The organism is Pseudomonas migulae NBRC 103157 (assembly GCF_002091715.1).
Taxonomy (GTDB): domain Bacteria; phylum Pseudomonadota; class Gammaproteobacteria; order Pseudomonadales; family Pseudomonadaceae; genus Aquipseudomonas; species Aquipseudomonas migulae_A.
Genome location: NZ_BDAG01000006.1, coordinates 25507 through 46786, shown reverse-complemented (window position 1 = coordinate 46786; position 21280 = coordinate 25507). Strand labels below are relative to the sequence as shown.

17 protein-coding genes are annotated in these 21280 nt (G+C 60.2%); 5 read left to right on the top strand and 12 right to left on the bottom strand.

Annotation, left to right across the window (positions count from 1 at the left end; genetic code table 11):
• Positions 1 to 2: 2 nt before the first annotated feature.
• The 6 genes from ccoO (PMI01S_RS06700) to ccoN (PMI01S_RS06675) all read right to left on the bottom strand — a co-directional run bounded on the left by ccoO (PMI01S_RS06700) (position 3) and on the right by ccoN (PMI01S_RS06675) (position 5743).
• Positions 3 to 611, bottom strand: a complete 609-nt coding sequence (gene ccoO / locus PMI01S_RS06700) for a cytochrome-c oxidase, cbb3-type subunit II (protein WP_010456412.1) — start codon at positions 609 to 611, stop codon at positions 3 to 5.
• Positions 611 to 2053 (bottom strand): cytochrome-c oxidase, cbb3-type subunit I, encoded by a 1443-nt coding sequence (gene ccoN / locus PMI01S_RS06695; protein ID WP_084318620.1) that lies wholly within the window; start codon positions 2051 to 2053, stop codon positions 611 to 613. The genes ccoO (PMI01S_RS06700) and ccoN (PMI01S_RS06695) overlap by 1 nt, the downstream gene beginning before the upstream one ends.
• Before the next feature lie 483 nt (positions 2054 to 2536).
• Complete coding sequence (gene ccoP / locus PMI01S_RS06690; protein ID WP_084318618.1) at positions 2537 to 3490, bottom strand: cytochrome-c oxidase, cbb3-type subunit III; 954 nt, start codon at positions 3488 to 3490, stop codon at positions 2537 to 2539.
• Positions 3487 to 3696 carry a cbb3-type cytochrome oxidase subunit 3 gene (locus PMI01S_RS06685; protein ID WP_084318617.1) on the bottom strand — a complete coding sequence of 70 codons (210 nt, stop codon included), beginning with the start codon at positions 3694 to 3696 and terminating at the stop codon, positions 3487 to 3489. The genes ccoP and PMI01S_RS06685 overlap by 4 nt, the downstream gene beginning before the upstream one ends.
• 3 nt (positions 3697 to 3699) lie before the next feature.
• The gene (gene ccoO, locus PMI01S_RS06680) at positions 3700 to 4308 is read right to left on the bottom strand and encodes a cytochrome-c oxidase, cbb3-type subunit II (RefSeq protein WP_008028522.1); all 609 of its coding nucleotides are present in this window, start codon (positions 4306 to 4308) and stop codon (positions 3700 to 3702) included.
• A gap of 10 nt (positions 4309 to 4318) precedes the next feature.
• Positions 4319 to 5743, bottom strand: coding sequence for a cytochrome-c oxidase, cbb3-type subunit I (gene ccoN / locus PMI01S_RS06675; protein WP_084318615.1), 1425 nt, complete (start codon positions 5741 to 5743; stop codon positions 4319 to 4321).
• 111 nt (positions 5744 to 5854) lie between these two features.
• On the opposite strand from ccoN (PMI01S_RS06675), the gene PMI01S_RS06670 reads away from it, so the two are divergent.
• Positions 5855 to 6532 carry an alpha/beta family hydrolase gene (locus PMI01S_RS06670; protein ID WP_084318614.1) on the top strand — a complete coding sequence of 226 codons (678 nt, stop codon included), beginning with the start codon at positions 5855 to 5857 and terminating at the stop codon, positions 6530 to 6532.
• A 207-nt stretch (positions 6533 to 6739) separates the two neighbouring features.
• Here the strand turns inward: PMI01S_RS06670 and PMI01S_RS06665 are convergent, their stop codons facing one another.
• From PMI01S_RS06665 to acnA, 3 genes are all read right to left on the bottom strand, one after another.
• On the bottom strand, positions 6740 to 8305 hold the full coding sequence (locus PMI01S_RS06665) for a methyl-accepting chemotaxis protein (protein WP_084318612.1): 1566 nt from the start codon (positions 8303 to 8305) through the stop codon (positions 6740 to 6742).
• 103 nt (positions 8306 to 8408) lie between these two features.
• On the bottom strand, positions 8409 to 9200 hold the full coding sequence (locus PMI01S_RS06660; RefSeq protein WP_084318610.1) for a CPBP family intramembrane glutamic endopeptidase: 792 nt from the start codon (positions 9198 to 9200) through the stop codon (positions 8409 to 8411).
• A gap of 216 nt (positions 9201 to 9416) precedes the next feature.
• Positions 9417 to 12158: an aconitate hydratase AcnA gene (gene acnA / locus PMI01S_RS06655; RefSeq protein WP_084318608.1), complete on the bottom strand. Its 2742-nt coding sequence runs from the start codon at positions 12156 to 12158 to the stop codon at positions 9417 to 9419.
• A gap of 222 nt (positions 12159 to 12380) precedes the next feature.
• Between acnA and rlmM the strand changes: the two genes are divergently transcribed.
• Positions 12381 to 13454, top strand: a complete 1074-nt coding sequence (gene rlmM, locus PMI01S_RS06650; protein ID WP_084318606.1) for a 23S rRNA (cytidine(2498)-2'-O)-methyltransferase RlmM — start codon at positions 12381 to 12383, stop codon at positions 13452 to 13454.
• A 175-nt stretch (positions 13455 to 13629) separates the two neighbouring features.
• A complete protein-coding gene (tusA, locus tag PMI01S_RS06645) occupies positions 13630 to 13881 on the top strand; it encodes a sulfurtransferase TusA (protein ID WP_084318604.1) in 252 nt (83 codons plus the stop codon).
• Positions 13882 to 13925: 44 nt separating this feature from the next.
• Here the strand turns inward: tusA and PMI01S_RS06640 are convergent, their stop codons facing one another.
• Positions 13926 to 15329 carry an MATE family efflux transporter gene (locus tag PMI01S_RS06640; RefSeq protein ID WP_084318602.1) on the bottom strand — a complete coding sequence of 468 codons (1404 nt, stop codon included), beginning with the start codon at positions 15327 to 15329 and terminating at the stop codon, positions 13926 to 13928.
• 262 nt (positions 15330 to 15591) lie between these two features.
• On the opposite strand from PMI01S_RS06640, the gene pdxB reads away from it, so the two are divergent.
• Positions 15592 to 16734 (top strand): 4-phosphoerythronate dehydrogenase PdxB, encoded by a 1143-nt coding sequence (gene pdxB / locus PMI01S_RS06635; protein ID WP_084318600.1) that lies wholly within the window; start codon positions 15592 to 15594, stop codon positions 16732 to 16734.
• Positions 16735 to 16921: 187 nt separating this feature from the next.
• Here the strand turns inward: pdxB and PMI01S_RS06630 are convergent, their stop codons facing one another.
• The gene (locus PMI01S_RS06630; protein ID WP_017337549.1) at positions 16922 to 17101 is read right to left on the bottom strand and encodes a PA1571 family protein; all 180 of its coding nucleotides are present in this window, start codon (positions 17099 to 17101) and stop codon (positions 16922 to 16924) included.
• Between the two features lie 254 nt (positions 17102 to 17355).
• Between PMI01S_RS06630 and PMI01S_RS06625 the strand changes: the two genes are divergently transcribed.
• Positions 17356 to 19146 (top strand): ABC transporter transmembrane domain-containing protein, encoded by a 1791-nt coding sequence (locus tag PMI01S_RS06625; RefSeq protein WP_084318598.1) that lies wholly within the window; start codon positions 17356 to 17358, stop codon positions 19144 to 19146.
• A 176-nt stretch (positions 19147 to 19322) separates the two neighbouring features.
• On the opposite strand, the gene PMI01S_RS06620 is transcribed toward PMI01S_RS06625, so the two are convergent.
• Entirely contained in the window at positions 19323 to 21251 is a 1929-nt protein-coding gene (locus PMI01S_RS06620; protein WP_084318596.1) for a transglycosylase SLT domain-containing protein, read from the bottom strand.
• Positions 21252 to 21280: the final 29 nt, after the last annotated feature.

Here is a 21280-nt window from a genome sequence, read left to right as displayed (position 1 = left end):
AATCACCGTTTGCTTTTGATGATGGTGCCCAGGCCTTGCAGATAGGCCACCAGCGCGTCCATTTCGGTTTTGCCCTTCACAGCATCCTTGGCGCCGGCGATGTCTTCGTCGGTGTAAGGGACGCCGAGCGTGCGCAAGACTTCCATTTTCTTGGCGGTGTCTTTGCCGTCGAGCTTGTTTTCCACGAGGAACGGGTAGGCCGGCATTTTCGACTCGGGCACGACGTTGCGCGGGTTGTACAAATGCGCACGCTGCCAGTCATCGGAGTAACGACCGCCGACACGGGCCAGGTCCGGACCGGTACGCTTGGAACCCCACAGGAACGGGTGGTCCCAGACGCTTTCACCGGCGACCGAGTAGTGGCCGTAACGTTCGGTTTCAGCACGGAACGGGCGGATCATCTGCGAGTGGCAGCCGACACAACCGTTGGCGATGTAGATGTCGCGGCCTTCCAGTTCAAGGGCGGTGCGCGGCTTCATGCCTTCCACCGGCTTGTTGGTGACGTCCTGGAAAAACAGCGGAACGATCTGGGTCAGGCCGCCGACGCTGACGGCGATAACCATGAAGAAGGCCAGCAGGCCAATATTCTTCTCGACTGCTTCATGCTTCATCAGTGAGCTCCAACTACAGCGATCTGTTCAGCAGCTTTGGCTTCAGCCGGGTTCGAGGCACGTACGGTACGCCATACGTTGTAGGCCATGAACAGCATGCCGCTGGCGAAGAACGCACCGCCCAGGGCGCGAACGATGAAACCAGGGTGGCTGGCTTGCAGCGCTTCAACGAACGAGTAGGTGAGGGTGCCGTCGTCGTTGATTGCACGCCACATCAGACCCTGGGTGATGCCGTTGACCCACATCGAAGCGATGTACAGAACGGTACCTATGGTCGCGAGCCAGAAGTGCGCGTTGATCAGGCCGATGCTGTGCATCTGCGCGCGACCGAACAGTTTCGGGATCATGTGGTAGATCGCGCCGATCGAGATCATTGCTACCCAGCCGAGAGCGCCGGCGTGTACGTGGCCGATGGTCCAGTCGGTGTAGTGCGACAGCGAGTTGACGGTCTTGATCGCCATCATCGGACCTTCAAAGGTCGACATGCCGTAGAACGCCAGCGATACCACCAGGAAGCGCAGGATCGGGTCGGTGCGCAGCTTATGCCAGGCGCCCGACAGGGTCATCATGCCGTTGATCATGCCGCCCCAGCTCGGAGCCAGCAGGATGATCGACATCGCCATGCCCAGGGACTGAGCCCAGTCCGGCAGTGCGGTGTAGTGCAAGTGGTGCGGACCGGCCCAGATGTACAGGGTGATCAGCGCCCAGAAGTGCACGATCGACAGGCGATAGGAGTAGATCGGACGCTCGGCCTGCTTCGGAACGAAGTAGTACATCATCCCCAGGAAACCGGTGGTCAGGAAGAAACCGACCGCGTTGTGGCCGTACCACCACTGGATCATCGCGTCCGTCGCACCCGAGTAGGCCGAGTAGGACTTGAAGAAGCTGACTGGCAGGGAGGCGTGGTTGACGATGTGCAGCATCGCAGTCACAACGATGAAGGCACCGTAGAACCAGTTACCCACATAGATATGCTTGGTTTTGCGCTTGGTGATGGTGCCGAAGAACACCAGACCGTAAGTAACCCAGACGATGGCCAGCAGAATAGCCAGGGGCCATTCCAGCTCAGCGTATTCCTTGGTGGTGGTGTAACCCAGCGGCAAGGTAACGATGGCGCCGACGATTACCGCTTGCCAACCCCAGAAGGTGAAGGCCGCGAGGCTGTCGGAAATCAGTCGCGTTTGGCAGGTTCGCTGCACGACATAATAAGAAGTGGCAAACAGTGCACAACCACCGAAGGCGAAAATCACCAGGTTTGTGTGCAGCGGGCGCAGGCGTCCAAAGCTCGTCCACGGCAGGCCGAAGTTCAACTCCGGCCAGACCAGTTGCGAGGCGATGAAGACACCGAGCCCCATGCCAAGGATCCCCCAGACCACCGTCATGATGGCGAACTGGCGGACTACCTTATAGTTATAAGCAGTCGGACTGATTGCTGTGCTCATTCTAAGGTTCCACGGTTTGGGTGTTTTATTAGGAGTAAAAATCGGCCGCAAGTATGGAGAAAGCAGGGGGTCATTGCAACGCGCCATGACCTGGGTCAATGCTTTCAAAAGCTGATTCTGCGGCCTTTCCATGCGCCGCGTAAGGACAAAATCGCCCTCGGACAAAATGTCGCAGTGAACGAAAATGGTGAGAGGGTCAGGTCAGATGTAACGGGGTGTGTTCAAACGCAACGAGCGGGTGACCGATGGCAATTGGCACGACAGCCGGTATCTACCAGCCTTTGCGGCTTGTCATCGAGCAGATTCGTCGAACACATCGGGTTGGGTCGACCTGGAACCGGCTCATGCCAGTCCGCATCGGAGCAAGCTTAGACCCGAATCCGGGGAATCGAAAGGAGGACTAACGGAGGGTGCGACAATGGGTCGCAAAGGGGTAGGGAACTGCCGCATCCGGGGAGAATGCGGCAGTAGAGGGGTCAAGAACTATTCGCTTTTGCCTTGCGCCTGCAAACGCTCTGTATTCACACCGTGAGACAAGCTGTACACATAAGCGGCCAGCAGTTGCACCTTATCGTTGCCGAGCAGTTCATTCTGCGCCGGCATATGGCCCTGGCGGCCATGACGAATGGTTTGTTGCAGTTGCGCCAGGCTTGTACCGTAAATGAACCCGGCCGGTTGCGTCAGATTCGGCGCACCCATGGCTTCAGTGCCCTTGCCGTTTGCCCCATGACAGGCTACGCAAGTGGTGCTGAACGCTTGCTGTCCGGCTTGCAGGTCGGCGGTGTCGCCAGCCGGCAATGGCAGGCCGGCCAGTTCATGACGCACAAACGCTGCAACGTTTTTCACGCCGGCTTCACCGAGGATTTCACCCCAGGCCGGCATCGCCGCCATGCGTCCACCCATGATCGTGGTCTTGATCATCTCGGCGTCGCCGCCCCAGCGCCAGTTGCTGTCGGCCAGGTTCGGGAAGCCGAAAGCGCCCTTGGCATCCGAGCCGTGGCACACCGAGCAGTTGGAGGCGAACAGGCGACCGCCCATTTTCAGCGCTTGCGGGTCCTTGGCCACTTCTTCCACCGGCATGGCGGCGAATTTGGCGAAGATCGGTCCGAACTTCGCGTCAGCCTTGTTCATCTCCTTTTCCCATTCGTGAACGCCGGTCCAGCCGTCCTCGTACCCCGGCAGGACGCCTTTCCAGTTGCCCAGGCCCGGATAGAGAATCAGGTAACCCACGGCAAACACCAGCGTGCCGGCGAACAGCATGAACCACCACTGTGGCAGCGGATTGTCGTACTCCTCGATGCCGTCGAAGCTGTGGCCCATGGTCTGGTCGACGCTGCCCTTGGTTTCGCCCTTGCGGGTGCCGATCAGCAGCCAGGTCAGGCCGATCAGGCTGCCGATGGTCAGTACGCAGATCCACGTACTCCAGAAAGTGGTCATGACCGGGTACTCCTTGCTTCAGATTCTTGGGTGCTATCGGGTTGTGGCTCATCGGCGAACGGCAGCAGGCGCGCTTCGGCAAATTCCGGATTGCGCTTGCCGTTGAACACCCACAGCGTCAGGCCGACGAAGGCCACGAACACCACGACCGTGCCCAGGCCGCGAATCAATCCACTGCTCATTACGCTCATTATTTCAAAGGGCATGGCTCACCTCTTGCTCTTGATGGCAGTGCCGAGCACTTGCAGGTAGGCGACCAGCGCGTCCATTTCGGTCTTGCCCTTGAGCGATTCGACCGAGCCGGCGATGTCGGCATCGGTGTACGGCACGCCGAGGGTGCGCATCGCCTTGATCTTGGTTTCGGTGTGGCTGCTGTCGAGCTGATTGGCCACCAGCCATGGATAGGCCGGCATCTTCGATTCCGGCACCACGTTGCGCGGGTTGTACAAGTGCGCGCGGTGCCAGTCTTCGGAGTAGCGGCCGCCGACACGGGCCAGGTCCGGCCCGGTACGTTTCGAGCCCCACAGGAACGGGTGATCCCAGACACTTTCCCCGGCCACCGAGTAGTGACCGTAACGCTCGGTCTCGGCGCGAAACGGACGGATCATCTGCGAGTGACAGCCAACGCAGCCTTCGCGGATGTAAATGTCGCGACCTTCCAGTTGCAGCGCGGTGTAGGGCTTCATGCCTTCCACCGGTTTATTGGTCACGTCCTGGAAGAACAGCGGGACGATCTGGGTCAGGCCACCGATGCTCACGGCCAGAACCATCAGCAGCATCAGCAGGCCGACGTTTTTTTCGATTGTTTCGTGTTTCATGGCGGACTCCTCAGGCGATCTGCGCGGCAGCGGCGACTTCGGCAGGCTGCGAGGCCCGCACGGTGCGCCAGGTGTTGTAAGCCATCAGGAACATGCCGCTGAGGAAGATCGCACCGCCCACCAGTCGCACGACGAAGCCTGGGTGGCTGGCCACCAGGGTTTCGACGAAGGAGTAGGTCAGCGTGCCGTCTTCGTTGACTGCACGCCACATGAGGCCCTGGGCGATGCCGTTGACCCACATCGACGCGATGTACAACACGGTGCCAATGGTCGCGAGCCAGAAGTGCGCGTTGATCAGGCCGATGCTGTGCATCTGCGCACGACCGAAGATTTTCGGGATCATGTGGTACAGCGCGCCGATGGAAATCATCGCCACCCAGCCCAGAGCGCCGGCGTGTACGTGGCCGATGGTCCAGTCGGTGTAGTGGGAGAGGGCGTTGACGGTCTTGATCGCCATCATCGGACCTTCGAAAGTCGACATGCCGTAGAAGGCCAGGGAGACCACGAGGAAGCGCAGGATCGGGTCGCTGCGCAACTTATGCCAGGCGCCCGAGAGCGTCATCATGCCGTTGATCATCCCGCCCCAGCTTGGCGCCAGCAGGATCAGCGACATCACCATGCCCAGCGACTGCGCCCAGTCCGGCAGCGCGGTGTAGTGCAAGTGGTGCGGGCCGGCCCAGATGTACAGGGTGATCAGCGCCCAGAAGTGCACGATCGACAAGCGATAGGAATACACCGGGCGCTCGGCCTGTTTCGGCACGAAGTAGTACATCATCCCGAGGAAACCGGCGGTGAGGAAAAAGCCTACGGCGTTGTGCCCGTACCACCACTGAACCATGGCATCGGTCGCACCGGCGTACACCGAGTAGGACTTGGTGAAACTCACCGGCAGTTCAAGGTTGTTGACGATGTGCAGGATTGCCACGGTGATAATGAACGCACCGAAGAACCAGTTGCCGACGTAGATGTGCTTGGTCTTGCGTTGCATGATCGTGCCGAAGAACACCACGGCGTAGGCGACCCAGACGATGGTGATCAGGATATCGATCGGCCATTCCAGTTCGGCGTATTCCTTGGAGCTGGTGTAACCCAGCGGCAGGCTGATCGCCGCCAACAGGATCACCAGTTGCCAGCCCCAGAAGCAGAACGCGGCGATTTTCGGCGCAAACAGCTGTGTCTGGCAGGTGCGTTGCACCGAATAGAACGAACTGGCGAACAGGGCGCAACCGCCGAACGCGAAGATCACCGCGTTGGTGTGCAGTGGGCGCAACCGGCCGAAACTGGTCCACGGCAAATCGAAGTTGAGTTCAGGCCAGACCAATTGGGCCGCGAGAAAAACCCCGAGCCCCATGCCGACGATGCCCCACACCACCGTCATAATGGCGAATTGGCGGACCACCTTGTAGTTGTAGGCGGTACTGATAGAAGTGTTCATGGTTCCCCATCCACGGTTCAGCCGAAGTGAAGGCCCGTCTTTGCGAGTTAGCCGCGAAAGACTGGCGCTCCCTTCGCCTGGAGTTATAGGCAGACTAAAAGCGAGGCAAGCATGGACAAAGAGCACAAGGCCAGTATTGACGGGGATCAATGGGCGCGGTGTGTGCAGGATCATGGATGGATGTGGAATGCCGCTGCAGGGCCAGCATCGGCGACGTTGATCCTTGCCCATGGCGCCGGGGCGCCGATGGACAGCGCCTGGATGAACGACATGGCCGCGCGCCTTGCTGCGCTGGGCGTCAACGTGTTGCGCTTCGAGTTTCCGTACATGGCGCAACGGCGTGTCGATGGTGGCAAGCGTCCCCCGAACCCGGCGCCGAAACTGCTGGAATGCTGGCGTGAGGTGTATGCCTTGGTGCGACGCCATGTCACTGGGCGTTTGGCTATTGGCGGCAAGTCCATGGGTGGGCGGATGGCGAGTTTGCTGGCTGATGAGTTGGGGGCGGATGCATTGGTGTGTCTGGGGTATCCGTTTTACGCCGTGGGTAAACCGGAAAAGCCTCGGGTCGAGCATCTGGCCGGGTTGAAAACGCGGACGCTGATTGTGCAAGGCGAGCGGGACGCGCTGGGGAATCGTGAGGCGGTCGAGGCTTACACGTTGTCAGCGAACATTGAGGTGTTTTGGCTGGCGGCGGGGGATCATGATTTGAAGCCGTTGAAGGCTTCGGGGTTTACGCATGAGCAGCATTTGGCGGCTGCGGCGGGGAAGGTTGCTGCGTTTCTTCAGTGAGATGTGTGGTGGCAGTCAGGGCCTCTTCGCGAGCAAGCCCGCTCCTACATTAAATCTTCAGTGGACACACGTTTTGTGTCCGACAACGATCAAGTGTGGGAGCGGGCTTGCTCGCGATAACGGTCTGCCAGATACCATCACTTTCAGATTGGCAATAAAAAACCCGGAAGCTTTCGCCGTCCGGGTTTTTTGTCTTTCCAGCATCAATCAGCGATTAAACCGCTCCACCAGCGAATACTGAGTATTCGCCGTCTTCGTCAGCTCTTCACTCAACAACGCCGAGTGCTGTGCCTGTTCCGACGTCTGGTCAGCCAGTTGCGAGATGTTGCTGATGTTGCGGCTGATTTCTTCGGCCACCGAGCTTTGCTCTTCGGTCGCGGCCGCGATCTGGGTGGTCATGTCGGTGATGTTGGCCACCGCTTCGCTGATCCCCACCAACGCCTGATCCGCTTCCAGGACCCGCGCCACACCTTCTTCGGCCTGGCGATGCCCGGCTTCCATGGTTTGCACCGCCGTGCTCGCGGTTTGCTGGAGCTTGGCGATCAGGGCGTGAATCTGCCCGGTGGATTCGCTGGTGCGTTGCGCCAGTTGACGAACTTCGTCCGCCACCACCGCAAAACCACGACCCATCTCACCGGCGCGGGCCGCTTCGATGGCCGCGTTCAACGCCAGCAGGTTGGTCTGGTCGGCGATGCCTTTGATCACGTCGACCACGCCGCCGATTTCGTCGCTGTCCTTGGCCAGTTGGGTCACGGTCAGCCCGGTTTCACCGACCACCTCCGACAAACGCTGGATGGCTTCGCGGGTTTCCCCGGCGATGTCACGACCGCGACCGGTCAGGCGATTGGCTTCCTGAGTCGCGTCAGCGGTGCGTTGTACGTGGCTGGCAACTTCCTGTGTGGTAGCGGCCATCTGGTTGACGGCGGTGGCCACTTGTTCGGTTTCGACGCGTTGGCGTTCCAGGCCGGTGGAGCTGCTGTGAGCCAGGGTGTCGGACTGTTTCGCCTGGTCGCTCAAATGTTCGGCGGTATCCTGCAGACGGGTCAGGCAGGTTTTCAGACGAGCTTCCTGACTGAGGATCGACATCTCCAGACGTGCTTGAGCGCCACGGCTGTCGGTATACATCTGCGCGATCAGAGGGTCGGACGTGGTCTGCTCGGCCAGGCGCAGCAAGCGCTTGAGACCGCGCTGTTGCCAGCTCAACCCCAGCAGGCCCAACGGCACCGAAAGGCCCGCGGCCAGGGCGAAGCCCCACTGAGAGTTGAGCGTGGCACCGATCATGAAGCTCAGCTGGCTGACCAGGATGAACGGCAGCCAGTCCTGAAGCACCGGCAGCCATTTATCGGAGGAAGGAATCGCTGACTTGCCCTGGTTGATGCGTTGATAGAGCGCTTCGGCACGCTGGATCTGTTCGGCGGTGGGCTTGACCCGCACCGACTCGTAACCGACGACCTGGTTGCCTTCGAAAACCGGTGTGACGTAGGCGTTGACCCAGTAGTGGTCACCGGTCTTGCAGCGATTCTTGACAATGCCCATCCATGGCAAGCCTTGTTTCAGTGTGCCCCACATGTGCGCGAACACCGCGGCCGGTACGTCGGGGTGACGGACCAGGTTGTGCGGTGCACGGATCAGTTCCTCGCGGGAATACCCACTGATGTCGACGAACGCGTCGTTGCAGTAAGTGATCACGCCCTTGGCATCGGTGGTGGAAATCAACCGTTGCTGAGCCGGGAAGGTCCGTTCGCGTTGTGTAATAGGCTGGTTGTTACGCATGGCTTTTTCAATCCGCAAGGCTTTGAGAGGTTGTCGGCACTGTCAGGAATTTATTGAAATTATTTTTCAATAATCGGCGGTGTGTCGCAAAATGACCGTTGCGTCAGCCCGCCAGCATTGGATACGTGAACAGTCCAAAATGCAGCAGGTTCAAGCCGAAATGCGTGGCGATGGCCGCCCCCAACCCGCCGAAACGGTAGGCAAGTCCATAGCCGACACCCGCCAGGCTCGCCAGCAACACCCATTGCCAGCCGGCACCCAGATGCACCAGTCCAAACAACAGCGAGGCGAGCAGCAGTGCGAGGTTTTCGCCATAAGGCAGGTGTTTGAAGTGTCGGCTCAGACCGCCCTGGATGTAGCCGCGAAACAGCGCTTCTTCCACGAGGGTCACCAGTAACAGGTTGTTGAATAGCCACAACCAGGCCTGATCAGGCCATTTGGGGGCCCAAACGATCACGCCCAACAACAGCGCGCCGCCCAATGCCAACACGCTGCTCAGTGTCAGCCCCTGCGCGGTGGCATAAATGCCAAGCCGCAGCGAACGTCGGCCGACAATCCACGGGCAGAACAGCAATAGCCAGAAGCCGATCAGCGGTTTGTCCAGATTCAGGTACATGGAAAACATCACGGCATCGTCGGTGAAGCGTTGCGGATTGATGCCGCGGCCGTTGTAGAAACCGGGGAGCCAGTGCATGGCCAGTGCGAGGGCCATGAAAATGAACAGCGCGTGGCCGAGGTAGCGGCCGATGCGGATGTGCTGTTGGCGTGCGGCGAAACCGGCGGTCAATAGCAATGCGACCGAGATCAGCGCCAGCCAGCCGAGGCGGCCGTAGGTCAATGCCAGGCCGTAACCGAGAGAGAGCAGGACCAGCAAGGTCCATGGCAAAGCAAGCATCTGAAGTCCTTGAGTCGGATTTTGCGAGTTGCTCGGTCTATGTGGGAGCGGGCTTGCTCGCGATAGCGGAGTGTCTGGCAACATTTATGTTGGAGATGTCGGCCTCATCGCGAGCAAGCTTGCTCCTGCAAGGGATTTAAAGCGCGGCGATTATAGAGACGAACACCCCACAAACAAAAACACCGCCCGAAGGCGGTGTCTTTTGTCAGCAGGCAGTCACGACGCAATCAACTGCCGCAACACGTAATGCAAAATCCCTCCCGACTTGAAGTACTCCACTTCATTGAGCGTATCGATCCGGCACAACACCTCGACTTTCTCGCGGCTGCCGTTCTCGCGGGTGATGATGAGCGTCAGGTTCATCCGCGGCGTCAACGCCACACCCGTCAAACCCAGAATATCCAGCGTTTCCTTGCCCGTCAGGTTCAGGCTCTTGCGGTTTTGATCCAGTTTGAACTGCAGCGGCAACACGCCCATGCCCACCAGGTTGGAACGGTGAATCCGCTCGAAGCTTTCGGCGATGACCGCTTTCACACCCAAGAGATTGGTGCCCTTGGCGGCCCAGTCACGGCTCGAACCGGTGCCGTATTCCTGCCCGGCGATTACCACCAGCGGCGTGCCCGACGCTTGATAACGCATGGCCGCATCGTAGATCGCCATTCTTTCACCGGTGGGAATGTAAATCGTATTCCCGCCTTCCTCGCCGCCGAGCATTTCGTTACGTATGCGGATGTTGGCGAAGGTGCCGCGCATCATCACCTCATGGTTGCCGCGACGGGAGCCGTAGGAGTTGAAGTCCCGGGGTTCCACGCCTTTCTCGCGCAGGTAATTGCCCGCCGGGCTGTCGGACTTGATGTTGCCGGCCGGGGAGATATGGTCAGTGGTCACCGAGTCGCCGAGCAGCGCGAGGACCCGGGCACCCGCGACATCCTTGACTTCGGGCGGCGGGCCGTCGATGTCGTCGAAAAACGGCGGATGCTGGATGTAAGTCGAATCGTCTTGCCAGACATACGTCGCCGCTTGCGGCACTTCAATTGCCTGCCATTGCTCGTCGCCGGCAAACACTTCGGCGTATTCCTTGTGGAACATCGCAGTGTTGACCTGATTCACCGCATCGGCGATTTCTTGGGTGCTTGGCCAGATGTCCCGGAGATAAACCGGATTGCCGTCCTTGTCGTTACCCAGCGGTTCGCTGCTGATATCAATGCGCACAGTCCCGGCCAATGCATAAGCGACCACCAGCGGTGGTGATGCCAGCCAGTTGGTTTTCACCAGCGGATGTACACGACCTTCGAAGTTGCGATTGCCCGACAGTACCGAGGCCACCGTCAGGTCGGCTTTCTGGATGGCTTTTTCGATCGGCTCCGGCAATGGCCCTGAGTTGCCGATGCAGGTGGTGCAGCCATAACCGACAAGGTCGAAACCGAGTTGATCCAGATACTGAGTCAGACCTGCGGCCTTGTAGTAGTCGGTGACCACTTTCGAGCCTGGGGCCAGCGAACTCTTGACCCATGGTTTGCGCGTGAGGCCTTTCTCCACGGCTTTCTTCGCCACCAGCCCTGCGGCCATCATCACGCTCGGGTTGGAGGTGTTGGTGCACGAGGTGATGGCGGCGATCACCACCGCGCCATTTTTCAAGCGATAGGTCTGGCCGTCGTACTCGTAGTCCGTTTCACCGACCAAATCCGCGTTACCCACCGCGACGCCGCCACCGCCCTCACTTTCCAGGCGACCTTCTTCCTTGCTGGTGGGCTTGAACTGCAGTCCGAGGAAATCACTGAACGCTTGCGCGACATTGGGTAGCGACACCCGGTCCTGTGGGCGCTTCGGTCCGGCGAGGCTGGCTTCGACGCTGCCCATGTCCAACGCCAGGCTGTCGGTGAACACCGGCTCCTTGCCCGGCAGACGCCACAGACCTTGCGCCTTGCTGTAGGCCTCGACCAGTTTCACGGTTTCCAGCGGCCGGCCGGACAGGCGCAGGTATTCCAGCGTCACGTCATCCACAGGGAAGAAGCCGCAGGTGGCGCCATATTCCGGGGCCATGTTGGCGATGGTCGCGCGGTCAGCCAGCGGCAGGTCGGCAAGACCGTCGCCATAGAACTCGACGAATTTGCCGACCACGCCTTTCTTGCGCAGCATCTGTGTGACGGTCAGCACCAGGTCGGTGGCAGTGATGCCTTCTTTCAACTTGCCGGTGAGTTTGAAGCCGATCACCTCCGGAATCAGCATCGACACCGGTTGGCCGAGCATCGCCGCTTCCGCTTCGATCCCGCCGACGCCCCAGCCGAGCACGCCGAGGCCGTTGATCATGGTGGTGTGGGAATCGGTGCCGACCAGCGTGTCGGGGAAGGCGTATGTGCGGCCGTCTTCATCTTTGGTCCAGACGGTGCGGCCGAGGTATTCGAGGTTGACCTGGTGGCAAATCCCGGTGCCCGGGGGCACGACGCTGAAGTTGTCGAAGGCACTCTGGCCCCAGCGCAGAAAGGCATAACGTTCGCCGTTGCGCTGCATTTCGATGTCGACGTTTTGTCCGAAGGCGCTTGCGCTGCCGAACTTGTCGACCATCACCGAGTGATCGATCACCAGATCCACCGGCGACAGCGGATTGATCCGCTGCGGGTCGCCGCCAGCCTTGGCCATGGCGGCGCGCATGGCGGCCAGGTCGACCACGGCGGGCACGCCGGTAAAGTCTTGCATCAATACCCGGGCAGGGCGGTACTGGATTTCGCGATCGGAGCGGCGCTCCTTGAGCCAGGCGGCAATCGCCCTGAGGTCGGCGCCGGTGACGGTTTTTTCGTCTTCCCAGCGCAGCAGGTTTTCCAGCAGCACTTTCAATGACATCGGCAGTTGGTCGAGATCACCGAGGCTTTGGGCGGCGTCGGGCAGACTGAAATAATGGTAGGTCTTGTCGTCGACTTGCAGGGTTTTAAGGGTTTTCAGGCTATCGAGGGACGGCATTGCGATCACTCCTTTGAGTCCGCACGGCTACGGACTGAGGGGACGGACAGAGCTTTCAACCTAGCCCCGTTTGAACGTTAAAGCTAATAACTGGACTCTATGGCAAGGTCCAGGGTTCCGAACTCGGCTATCATGCGCCGGTTTTCGTGACAGGCTTTGCTTCATCGCAAGCCTGGGCATCGCGCAGTGGCTGAATTCTTCGCCAACTGCCCAGGAGTAAGAATGAACACCCTCTTTATGCATTGCCGGCCGGGCTTCGAAGGCGAAGTTTGTTCCGAGATTTCCGAACACGCTGCGCGGCTGAACGTTGCCGGTTATGCCAAGGCCAAAACCGCCAGCGCCTGCGCCGAATTCATCTGCACCGAAGAAGACGGTGCCGAGCGCCTGATGCGCGGTCAGCGTTTTGCCGATCTGATCTTTCCGCGTCAGTGGGCGCGAGGAATTTTCATCGACCTGCCGGAAACCGACCGTATCAGCGTGATCCTCGCGCACATGGTGGACTTCCCGCTGTGCGGCAGCCTGTGGCTGGAAATGGTCGATACCAATGATGGCAAGGAACTGTCGAACTTCTGCAAGAAGTTCGAAGTGCACCTGCGCAAGGCACTGATGGCGGCCGGCAAACTGGTGGAAGACGCGAACAAGCCGCGCCTGTTGCTGACGTTCAAAAGCGGTCGCGAAGTGTTCATGGGCCTGGCCGAGTCGAACAACTCGGCCATGTGGCCGATGGGTATTCCGCGCCTGAAGTTTCCCCGCGAGGCACCGAGCCGTTCGACCCTGAAACTGGAAGAGGCGTGGCACCACTTCATCCCGCGCGACCAGTGGGACGAGCGCCTGCACAGCGACATGACTGGCGTCGACCTCGGCGCGGCACCTGGCGGCTGGACCTGGCAACTGGTCAATCGCGGCATGCTGGTGACCGCCATCGACAACGGCCCGATGGCGGAAAGCCTGATGGACACTGGCCTGGTGCAGCATTTGATGGCCGACGGTTTCACCTACAAGCCCCGCCAGCCGGTGGACTGGATGGTCTGCGACATCGTCGAGAAGCCGGCGCGCAACGCCGCGATGCTCGAAGAGTGGATCGGCGAGGGCCATTGCCGCGAAGCGGTGGTCAACCTCAAACTGCCGATGAAACAGCGTTACGCTGAAGTGAAGCGCTTGCTGGAGCGCATTGCCGAGGGTTTCAAGGAGCGCGGGATCCGGGTCGAGATTGGCTGCAAGCAGCTGTATCACGACCGGGAAGAAGTGACGTGCCACCTGCGCCGTCTCGATGTGAAGAAACCGAAATCCCGCTGACGCCCCGCAATTTTGTAGGAGCCGGCTTGCTGGCGATAGCGCGTTACGCGGTGTATCTGAATCACCGCGACGTCTGGATCGCCAGCAAGCCGGCTCCTACAGGGATTGCGTGATGCCACAGATGACTGTTCACCCGGCAATGCGCGACAATGCCGGCCAGTTTCAGGAGTGAATCATGAGTGAAATGCTTGATACGCCGGTAGACGGCACCCTCGACGCCACCGGCCTCAACTGCCCGGAACCAGTGATGATGTTGCACCAGCACATCCGTGACCTGACGCCCGGCGGCCTGCTCAAGGTGATTGCCACCGATCCGTCGACCCGTCGTGACATTCCCAAGTTCTGTGTGTTCCTTGACCACGAACTGGTCGCGCAGCACGAAGAGGCAGGCACCTACCTCTACTGGATCCGCAAGAAGTCCGATTGACCCAAAAAACCACTGTGGTAGCCAGCAGGCTGGCTCCCACAGGGTTAACTCAGCCCGTTGCGGATCCGCTTGCGTGCACTGCGCGTCAGGCGGATCGACAGCATCAGCGCGGCGCAACTCAGGCCCACGATCAAACCTTGCCACAACCCGCTCGGGCCGCTCGGTGCGCCGAACAAGTCGGTCAGGCCCAGCGCGTAACCCACCGGCAAACCAATGCCCCAGTACGCGAAGAGCGTCAGGATCATCGTCACCCGCGTGTCCTGATAGCCACGCAACGCGCCGGCCGCGGTGACCTGGATCGCGTCGGAAAACTGGAACAGCGCCGAGTACACGATCAGCATCGCGGCTACGCGAATGACCGTCGGATCAGCGGTGTAGATCGTTGCGATGGGCTCGCGCAGCAACAACATCATGCTCGCCGAAATACACGCATAAGCCAGCGCCGTGCCCATGCCGACACCGGCGGCGAAGCGTGCTTCACGGGGTTCCTGACGACCGAGCGCCTGACCGACGCGCACCGTCACGGCCATGCCCAGGGAGTAGGGGATCATGAACACCAGCGAGCTGAAATTCAGTGCGATCTGATGCCCGGCCACCACCGTGGCGCCGAGGCTCCCGATCAGCAAAGCGATCACAGCAAAGATGCTCGACTCGGCGAACACTGCGATGCCGATCGGCAGGCCAATGCCCAGCAGGCGTTTGATCACCGACCATTGCGGCCAGTCGAAACGGCTGAACAACTGGCTCGACTGATACGCCGGCGCCCAGCGTTCCCAGCCGGCCATGCCCAGCGCCATCACCCACATCACAATCGCCGTGGCCCAGCCGCAACCGACACCGCCCATGGCCGGCACACCGAAGTGGCCATAAATGAAGACGTAGTTGAGTGGAATGTTCAGCGCCAGACCGCACAGCCCCAGCACCATGGCCGGGCGTGTGCGCCCCAGTCCATCACTGAAACAGCGCAGCACATGGTAGAGCGCGACGGCGGGCAAGCCGCTGGCGATCCCGTGCAGGTACTGCATGCACGGGCCGATCAGTTCGGGGTCGACCTTCATGATGTGCAAGATCGGCTCGGCGCTGAACAGCATGCCCGTCGCCATCAAACCCACCACCAACGCCAGCCACAGCGCCTGACGGACAATCGGGCCGATCTCGCTGTGCGTGCCGGCACCAAAGCGCTGGGCGACTTTTGGCGTGGTGGCCAGCAGGGTGCCGGTCATCAGCAGGAACACCGGGACCCAGATCGAGTTGCCCAATGCCACCGCCGCCAGATCCCGTGGCCCGACGCGGCCGGCCATCACCGCATCGACGAAGCCCATTGCGGTGGTGGCAAGCTGCGCGATCATGATCGGCAGCGCCAGACCGAGCAGGTTTTTCAGCTCCAGGCGAACCCGGGCCGGGCGGTTGAGGGAAATGGCGGCGGGGCGGTCAGTTACGGAATTCAAGGGCGAAACGTCCAGAGATTTTGAGGCGCGAGGCGGCGCATTCTACGCCTTGACGCAGTGGTCAGGAAAAGTCCTGTGTTAGCGTTTTGTAAGCTCAAATCCACAGTTACCGTGCAGGAGCTGCCGAAGGCTGCGGTCCTTTGACTTTGCTTTTAAAACAAAGTCAAAGGATCGCAGCCTTCGGCAGCTCCTACGCGGGATAGATGCTAGGCGCTGGACGTCATCTCCGCCTACACTGCCGATCCGCCAAAGGAGCCTGCCCATGCTGATTGTTGCCGACGAAAATATTCCGCTGCTCGATGCCTTCTTCGAAGGTTTCGGCGAAATCCGCCGGGTACCGGGACGTTCCATCGACCGCGCCACCGTCGAACAGGCCGATGTGCTGCTGGTGCGTTCGGTGACCAACGTCAATCGCTCGCTGCTCGAAGGCAGCAAGGTGCGGTTCGTCGGCACCTGCACCATCGGCACGGATCACCTGGACCTCGATTACTTCCAGCAGGCCGGTATCACCTGGTCCAGCGCCCCCGGCTGCAATGCCCGTGGCGTGGTCGATTATGTGCTGGGCAGTTTGCTGACCCTCGCCGAAATTGAAGGCGCCGACCTCACCCGGCGCACTTACGGCGTGGTGGGGGCAGGGGAAGTGGGCGGTCGACTGGTCAAGGTCCTGCAAGGGCTGGGCTGGAACGTGCTGGTCTGCGATCCGCCTCGGCAAGCCGCCGAAGGCGGGGATTTCGTCAGCCTCGAGCAGATCATCGAGCAGTGTGATGTCATCAGCCTGCACACACCGCTGAAGAAACACGGCGCCGGAACGACCTGGCATCTGTTCGACAAAAACCGTTTGAACCAGCTCAAGCCTGGCACCTGGGTGATCAATGCCAGCCGTGGCCCTGTTGTGGATAACGCCGCCCTGTGCGAAGTGCTGCTGCAACGCGAAGACCTGCAAGCGGTGCTGGATGTCTGGGAAGGCGAGCCCGAAGTCGACGTGGCACTGGCCGAACTCTGCGTGCTGGCGACACCGCATATTGCCGGTTACAGCCTCGACGGCAAACAGCGTGGAACGGCGCAGATCTATCAGGCGTATTGCGATTTTCTCGGGCAACCGGCGCAGATCAGTCTGAGTGACTTGCTGCCGGCGCCCTGGTTGTCGCAAGTGACCTTGCACGCTGACAGCGATCCGGCCTGGGCGTTGGCGATGCTGTGCCGGGGCGTGTACGACCCGCGCCGAGACGACGCGGATTTCCGTCGCAGTCTTGTAGGCAGTGTGAGTGAACAGCGTGCGGCGTTTGATGCGCTGCGTAAGCACTATCCATCGCGGCGGGAGATTGATGGGCTGCAGGTGCGGGTCGAGGGGGATTCGCCTGAGTTGCTGAAGATCGTGGCGGCGTTGGGCGCTTCGGCTGTCTGAAAAACCGGTTGGCCCAATCGCGAGCAAGCCCGCTCCCACGTTAGATCTCCGTTGGAAACAGCAACTGTATTCACCGGAGATCCAATGTGGGAGCGGGCTTGCCCGCGAATCGCCGCACCACAATTCTGGATCAGCACCCACAAAAAACCCGGCCATCAGGGGCCGGGTCAAGAAGACGGTGGCTATATCAATCTTGTTTGGCAGGCTTGACCAATCGCTTCTCCAGTTCGCGGCAGGCGTCCTGGATCATGTTTTCAGTGATCGGTACTTCGCGGCCTTTTTCGTCAATGATTGAGCAACCCAGAGACTGATCTGGCTGTGTACGGATCACTTGAATCTTGTCATCGCTGCTGTGTTGCAAGGACATGGCCTGTCTCCTCATCAGGTTGTGTGCTTACTGTAGAACCGCCAGGTGACCGGGCTGTGACAACTCCCTGCGATCTTTTCAAAGCGGCAACACCAGTCCACCAGAAATACCGTAACGTTGCCACCCGGACTTTAGACCAATAGCGTCTAGGGGCTGGACGTTGCGGACATAATTAACCTGACTCATTGTGATTTACAGAGTTCCCCCCCATTGAGCGGTATAGCCGGTCCCTTAACGTGAATTGGAAACCCCCGATGCTATCTGCCCGTCACCGTCGTGCGATTCGCCTGGCCAGTCGTTTTCTCGTGCCCTATCGCTGGCAGGCCTTGGGTGCGTTGCTCGCACTGATTGTCACAGCGGGCATCACCTTGTCCATGGGGCAGGGGATTCGGCTGTTGGTGGATCAAGGGTTCATGACCCAGTCACCGCACTTGCTCAACCAGACTATCGGTCTGTTCATGCTGTTGGTGCTGGGCCTGGCGCTCGGCACGTTTGCGCGTTTTTACCTGGTGTCGTGGATCGGCGAGCGGGTGGTGGCCGACATCCGCCGCCAGGTGTTCAACCATCTGGTTTACCTGCATCCGGGGTTTTACGAAGACAACCGCAGCTCCGAAATCCAGTCGCGCCTGACCGCCGACACCACCTTGTTGCAATCGGTGATCGGCTCGTCGCTGTCGCTGTTTCTGCGCAATCTGCTGATGGTGATCGGCGGGATTGTGTTGCTGTTTATCACCAATCCCAAACTCACCAGCATCGTCGTTGTGGCATTGCCGCTGGTGATTGCACCGATCCTGATTTTCGGCCGGCGGGTGCGCAGCCTGTCGCGCCTGAGCCAGGACCGGATTGCCGATATCGGCAGCTACGTGTCGGAAACCCTCGGCCAGATCAAAACCGTGCAGGCCTATAACCATCAGGTCCAGGATGAACAGCGATTTGCCGTGACCGTGGAGCAGGCGTTCAACACCGCCCGTAAACGGATTTTCCAGCGTGCCTGGCTGATTACCCTGGTGATCGTGCTGGTGCTGGGCGCGGTCGGCGTGATGCTGTGGGTCGGCGGCATGGATGTGATGGCCGGACGGATATCCGCAGGGGAACTGGCCGCGTTTGTGTTCTACAGCCTGATCGTCGGCAGCGCGTTCGGCACGTTGAGCGAAGTGATCGGCGAGTTGCAACGCGCTGCGGGGGCCGCCGAGCGGATTGCCGAGTTACTGCGCTCGGAAAACATCATCCAGTCACCGACGACGGGGCTGGTGACATTGCCGGAGCGGGTGGCGGGGAACCTGGTGCTGCAAGACGTACGTTTTTCCTACCCGTCGCGTCCTGAAAGCTATGCCATCGATGGCTTGAATCTGACCATCAAGGCCGGCGAAACCCTGGCGCTGGTCGGGCCTTCCGGTGCGGGCAAGTCGACGGTATATGACTTGTTGCTGCGTTTTTACGACCCGGCCGAAGGCCGCATTCTGCTCGACGGTGTGCCGCTGACTCAGCTCGATCCATTGGACTTGCGCCGCTGTTTCGCCCTGGTCTCCCAAACCCCGGCGCTGTTCTTCGGCAGCATCGAAGAGAACATCCGCTACGGCAACCCGACGGCGACGCTGGAACAGGTTCAGGAAGCGGCGAAAATCGCCTACGCCCACGACTTTATCGAGGCGATGCCCCACGGTTATCAGACTCATCTGGGGGACGCAGGCCTCGGTTTGTCCGGTGGCCAGCGCCAACGCCTGGCCATCGCCCGTGCGCTGCTGGTGGACGCACCCATCCTGCTGCTCGACGAAGCCACCAGCGCCCTCGATGCCCAAAGCGAACACCTGATCCAGCAAGCCCTGCCCAGCCTGATGAAAAACCGCACCACCCTGGTCATCGCTCACCGGCTGGCCACGGTGAAAAACGCCGACCGGATTGCGGTGATGGATCAGGGGAAACTGGTGGCGGTGGGCACGCATCAGGAGTTGATTGCGAGCAATGCGCTGTACGCGCGGCTGGCGGCGTTGCAGTTCAATGATGGGCACGATGCCCCAGTCGGTGAGATCGCACCGAACCTGTAGGAGCCGGCTTGCTGGCGATCGCGGATTGTCAGTTGGCATTGGGTCGACTGATGCACCGCGATCGCCAGCAAGCCGGCTCCTACAGTGGGTCGTGTCGACGCTGAAAATGAAGTGGCCCCCAAAAAAAATGCCCGCATTTCTCAATGCGGGCATTTTCGTTTTCGCCTCAGACAGGCTTATTGATCATCAAAATACCGCTCATGCCAATCCACCAACGGCTGTGGCGAGTTGAGTTTCTGGCCGTAGATCACCGAGTACGACAATACGTTCTGCACGTACTGGCGGGTTTCGTCGAACGGGATGCTTTCCACCCAGACGTCGAAGCTCAGGTGATCTGCGCCGCGCAGCCACTGACGCACGCGTCCCGGGCCGGCGTTGTAGGCGGCGGAGGCGAGAACGCGGTTGCCGTTGAACTGGCTGTGTACCTGGCTGAGGTACGCGGCGCCGAGCTGGATATTCTTGTCCGGATCGAACACTTGCTGTGGCGAGGCCAATGGAATGCTGAACTTGCGTGCGGTTTCCTTGGCGGTGCCCGGCATCAGTTGCATCAGGCCGCTGGCGCCCACTCCGGAGCGGGCGTCGGCCATGAACGCGCTTTCCTGGCGGGTGATGGCAAACACCCAGCTCGAATGCAAGCCACGGGTCTTGGCTTCACGCACGAGGGTTTCGCGGTGAGCCATCGGGAAGCGGATGTCGAGGTCGTCCCAGTACTGAGCCTGGCTGATGGTGCGGATCGCCGGGAAATACCATTTCAGGTCATAAGCCAGTTTTGCCTGGGCGACCATTTCGTCACGGTTGAAATGGCGGCTGACGTGATACCACTCGCGACGACCATCAACGATCTGCCCGCGTGCGTGGAATTCCAGGGCGCGACGCACGCCTGGTGTGTTGCGAACCTTGTTGATCAGCGCCTGGCTGAGCACCAGCGGTTTATTGTTCAGCGAGTAGGGCAGCTGCGAACGGTCGGCGGCGAGGAAACCGTAGAAATCACGCTCACGGGCGAGGCCTTTGTAAAGCGTCTGCGCCTCGGGGTTCTGTGGCTGCGCCAGTTCCAGGCTACGGGCCTGCCAGTAGCGCCAGCGGTTGGTGGTCGCCAGGTCCTGAGGCAGGCGGCGGGTCAACTGATAGGCATCGTCCCAGCGGGCCAGGCGCAACAGCAGGCGCAAGCGCCATTCGGACACGGTGTTGTCGCGCAATTCCGGGTCGTACTTGGTCATCACGTCCAGCGCCCGGCTATCAAAGCGGCGAGCGAGGGTCAGACCGATTTCCCGGGCGATCGCGACTTTTTCATCTCGGGAGAAATGCATGCTGCTGGCATAACCGTCGAGCAATTCCATCGCCTTGTCCGGGTCTTGCTTGGCCAGGCGGCGCAAACCGAGGCTGACGATGTCGGACATCGGCTCATCGGCCGGGGTGAAGCGCGATGGCTGATTGAGCAGTTCTGGCTTCTGCGCCACATCCACCAACAAGCGACCGCGCGGGGCGAGGGTGGTGAGGCCGTTGACCAGGCTGTTGGCCAACGGATAGTTGCGCGACTGGGCGGCAAGTTTCGCGCGCTCCCAGCGTTTCTGTTCGGTCAGTTGACCTTCGGCGGCCCAGATCCCGAACAAGCCATCACACGCCCCTGGAAGCGATTTACCCGTTAGCCAGAGTTTTTCGGCGTTGGCATAACCTTCGGTCTTCTGGTTGCGCGCGATCTGATTCTGCGCGTTCAGGCAGTCCAGTTCGGTGAAATTGAGCTTGGGGTCGTAGTACTTGACGAAGGTCGCCCAGTCGCCGCGATCGGCCAGCCAGCGCAACCAGCGAAGCTTCATCCAGTTGGCTTGCGGCAGGTCACCGTGTTCGGCGAGGAATTTCTCGATTTCGGCATTGCTAGCGGTTTTAAGACGTGCGGTCAGTTCGTCATACGCAAGATAAGGCTCCAACGGGTAATCACTAAGGGCCTGGCTGTAACGGAAGTAAGGACCCGTATCACCCTTGGCCAAGGCACGCTTGGCTTCATCGTAGTATTGACGCTGGGTAGACAGGTCTACCGCCTGTGCTGTTTGGATGGCTGTGGCAGTAAGAAGAAAACAGGATAAAAGACCAAAAAGGCGACTGCGCATGAGACGTCCGAACAGAGAAATCATGACAA

Bases quoted from the DNA above. Each gene is read 5' to 3' on its own strand.
- ccoO (WP_010456412.1), bottom strand. From the start codon at position 611: ATGAAGCATGAAGCAGTCGAGAAGAATATTGGCCTGCTGGCCTTCTTC.
- ccoN (WP_084318620.1), bottom strand. From the start codon at position 2,053: ATGAGCACAGCAATCAGTCCGACTGCTTATAACTATAAGGTAGTCCGC.
- ccoN (WP_084318615.1), bottom strand. From the start codon at position 5,743: ATGAACACTTCTATCAGTACCGCCTACAACTACAAGGTGGTCCGCCAA.
- PMI01S_RS06665 (WP_084318612.1), bottom strand. From the start codon at position 8,305: ATGCGTAACAACCAGCCTATTACACAACGCGAACGGACCTTCCCGGCT.
- tusA (WP_084318604.1), top strand. From the start codon at position 13,630: ATGAGTGAAATGCTTGATACGCCGGTAGACGGCACCCTCGACGCCACC.
- acnA (WP_084318608.1), bottom strand. From the start codon at position 12,158: ATGCCGTCCCTCGATAGCCTGAAAACCCTTAAAACCCTGCAAGTCGAC.
- pdxB (WP_084318600.1), top strand. From the start codon at position 15,592: ATGCTGATTGTTGCCGACGAAAATATTCCGCTGCTCGATGCCTTCTTC.
- rlmM (WP_084318606.1), top strand. From the start codon at position 12,381: ATGAACACCCTCTTTATGCATTGCCGGCCGGGCTTCGAAGGCGAAGTT.
- ccoP (WP_084318618.1), bottom strand. From the start codon at position 3,490: ATGACCACTTTCTGGAGTACGTGGATCTGCGTACTGACCATCGGCAGC.
- ccoO (WP_008028522.1), bottom strand. From the start codon at position 4,308: ATGAAACACGAAACAATCGAAAAAAACGTCGGCCTGCTGATGCTGCTG.
- PMI01S_RS06670 (WP_084318614.1), top strand. From the start codon at position 5,855: ATGGACAAAGAGCACAAGGCCAGTATTGACGGGGATCAATGGGCGCGG.
- PMI01S_RS06685 (WP_084318617.1), bottom strand. From the start codon at position 3,696: ATGCCCTTTGAAATAATGAGCGTAATGAGCAGTGGATTGATTCGCGGC.
- PMI01S_RS06625 (WP_084318598.1), top strand. From the start codon at position 17,356: ATGCTATCTGCCCGTCACCGTCGTGCGATTCGCCTGGCCAGTCGTTTT.
- PMI01S_RS06630 (WP_017337549.1), bottom strand. From the start codon at position 17,101: ATGTCCTTGCAACACAGCAGCGATGACAAGATTCAAGTGATCCGTACA.
- PMI01S_RS06660 (WP_084318610.1), bottom strand. From the start codon at position 9,200: ATGCTTGCTTTGCCATGGACCTTGCTGGTCCTGCTCTCTCTCGGTTAC.
- PMI01S_RS06620 (WP_084318596.1), bottom strand. From the start codon at position 21,251: ATGCGCAGTCGCCTTTTTGGTCTTTTATCCTGTTTTCTTCTTACTGCC.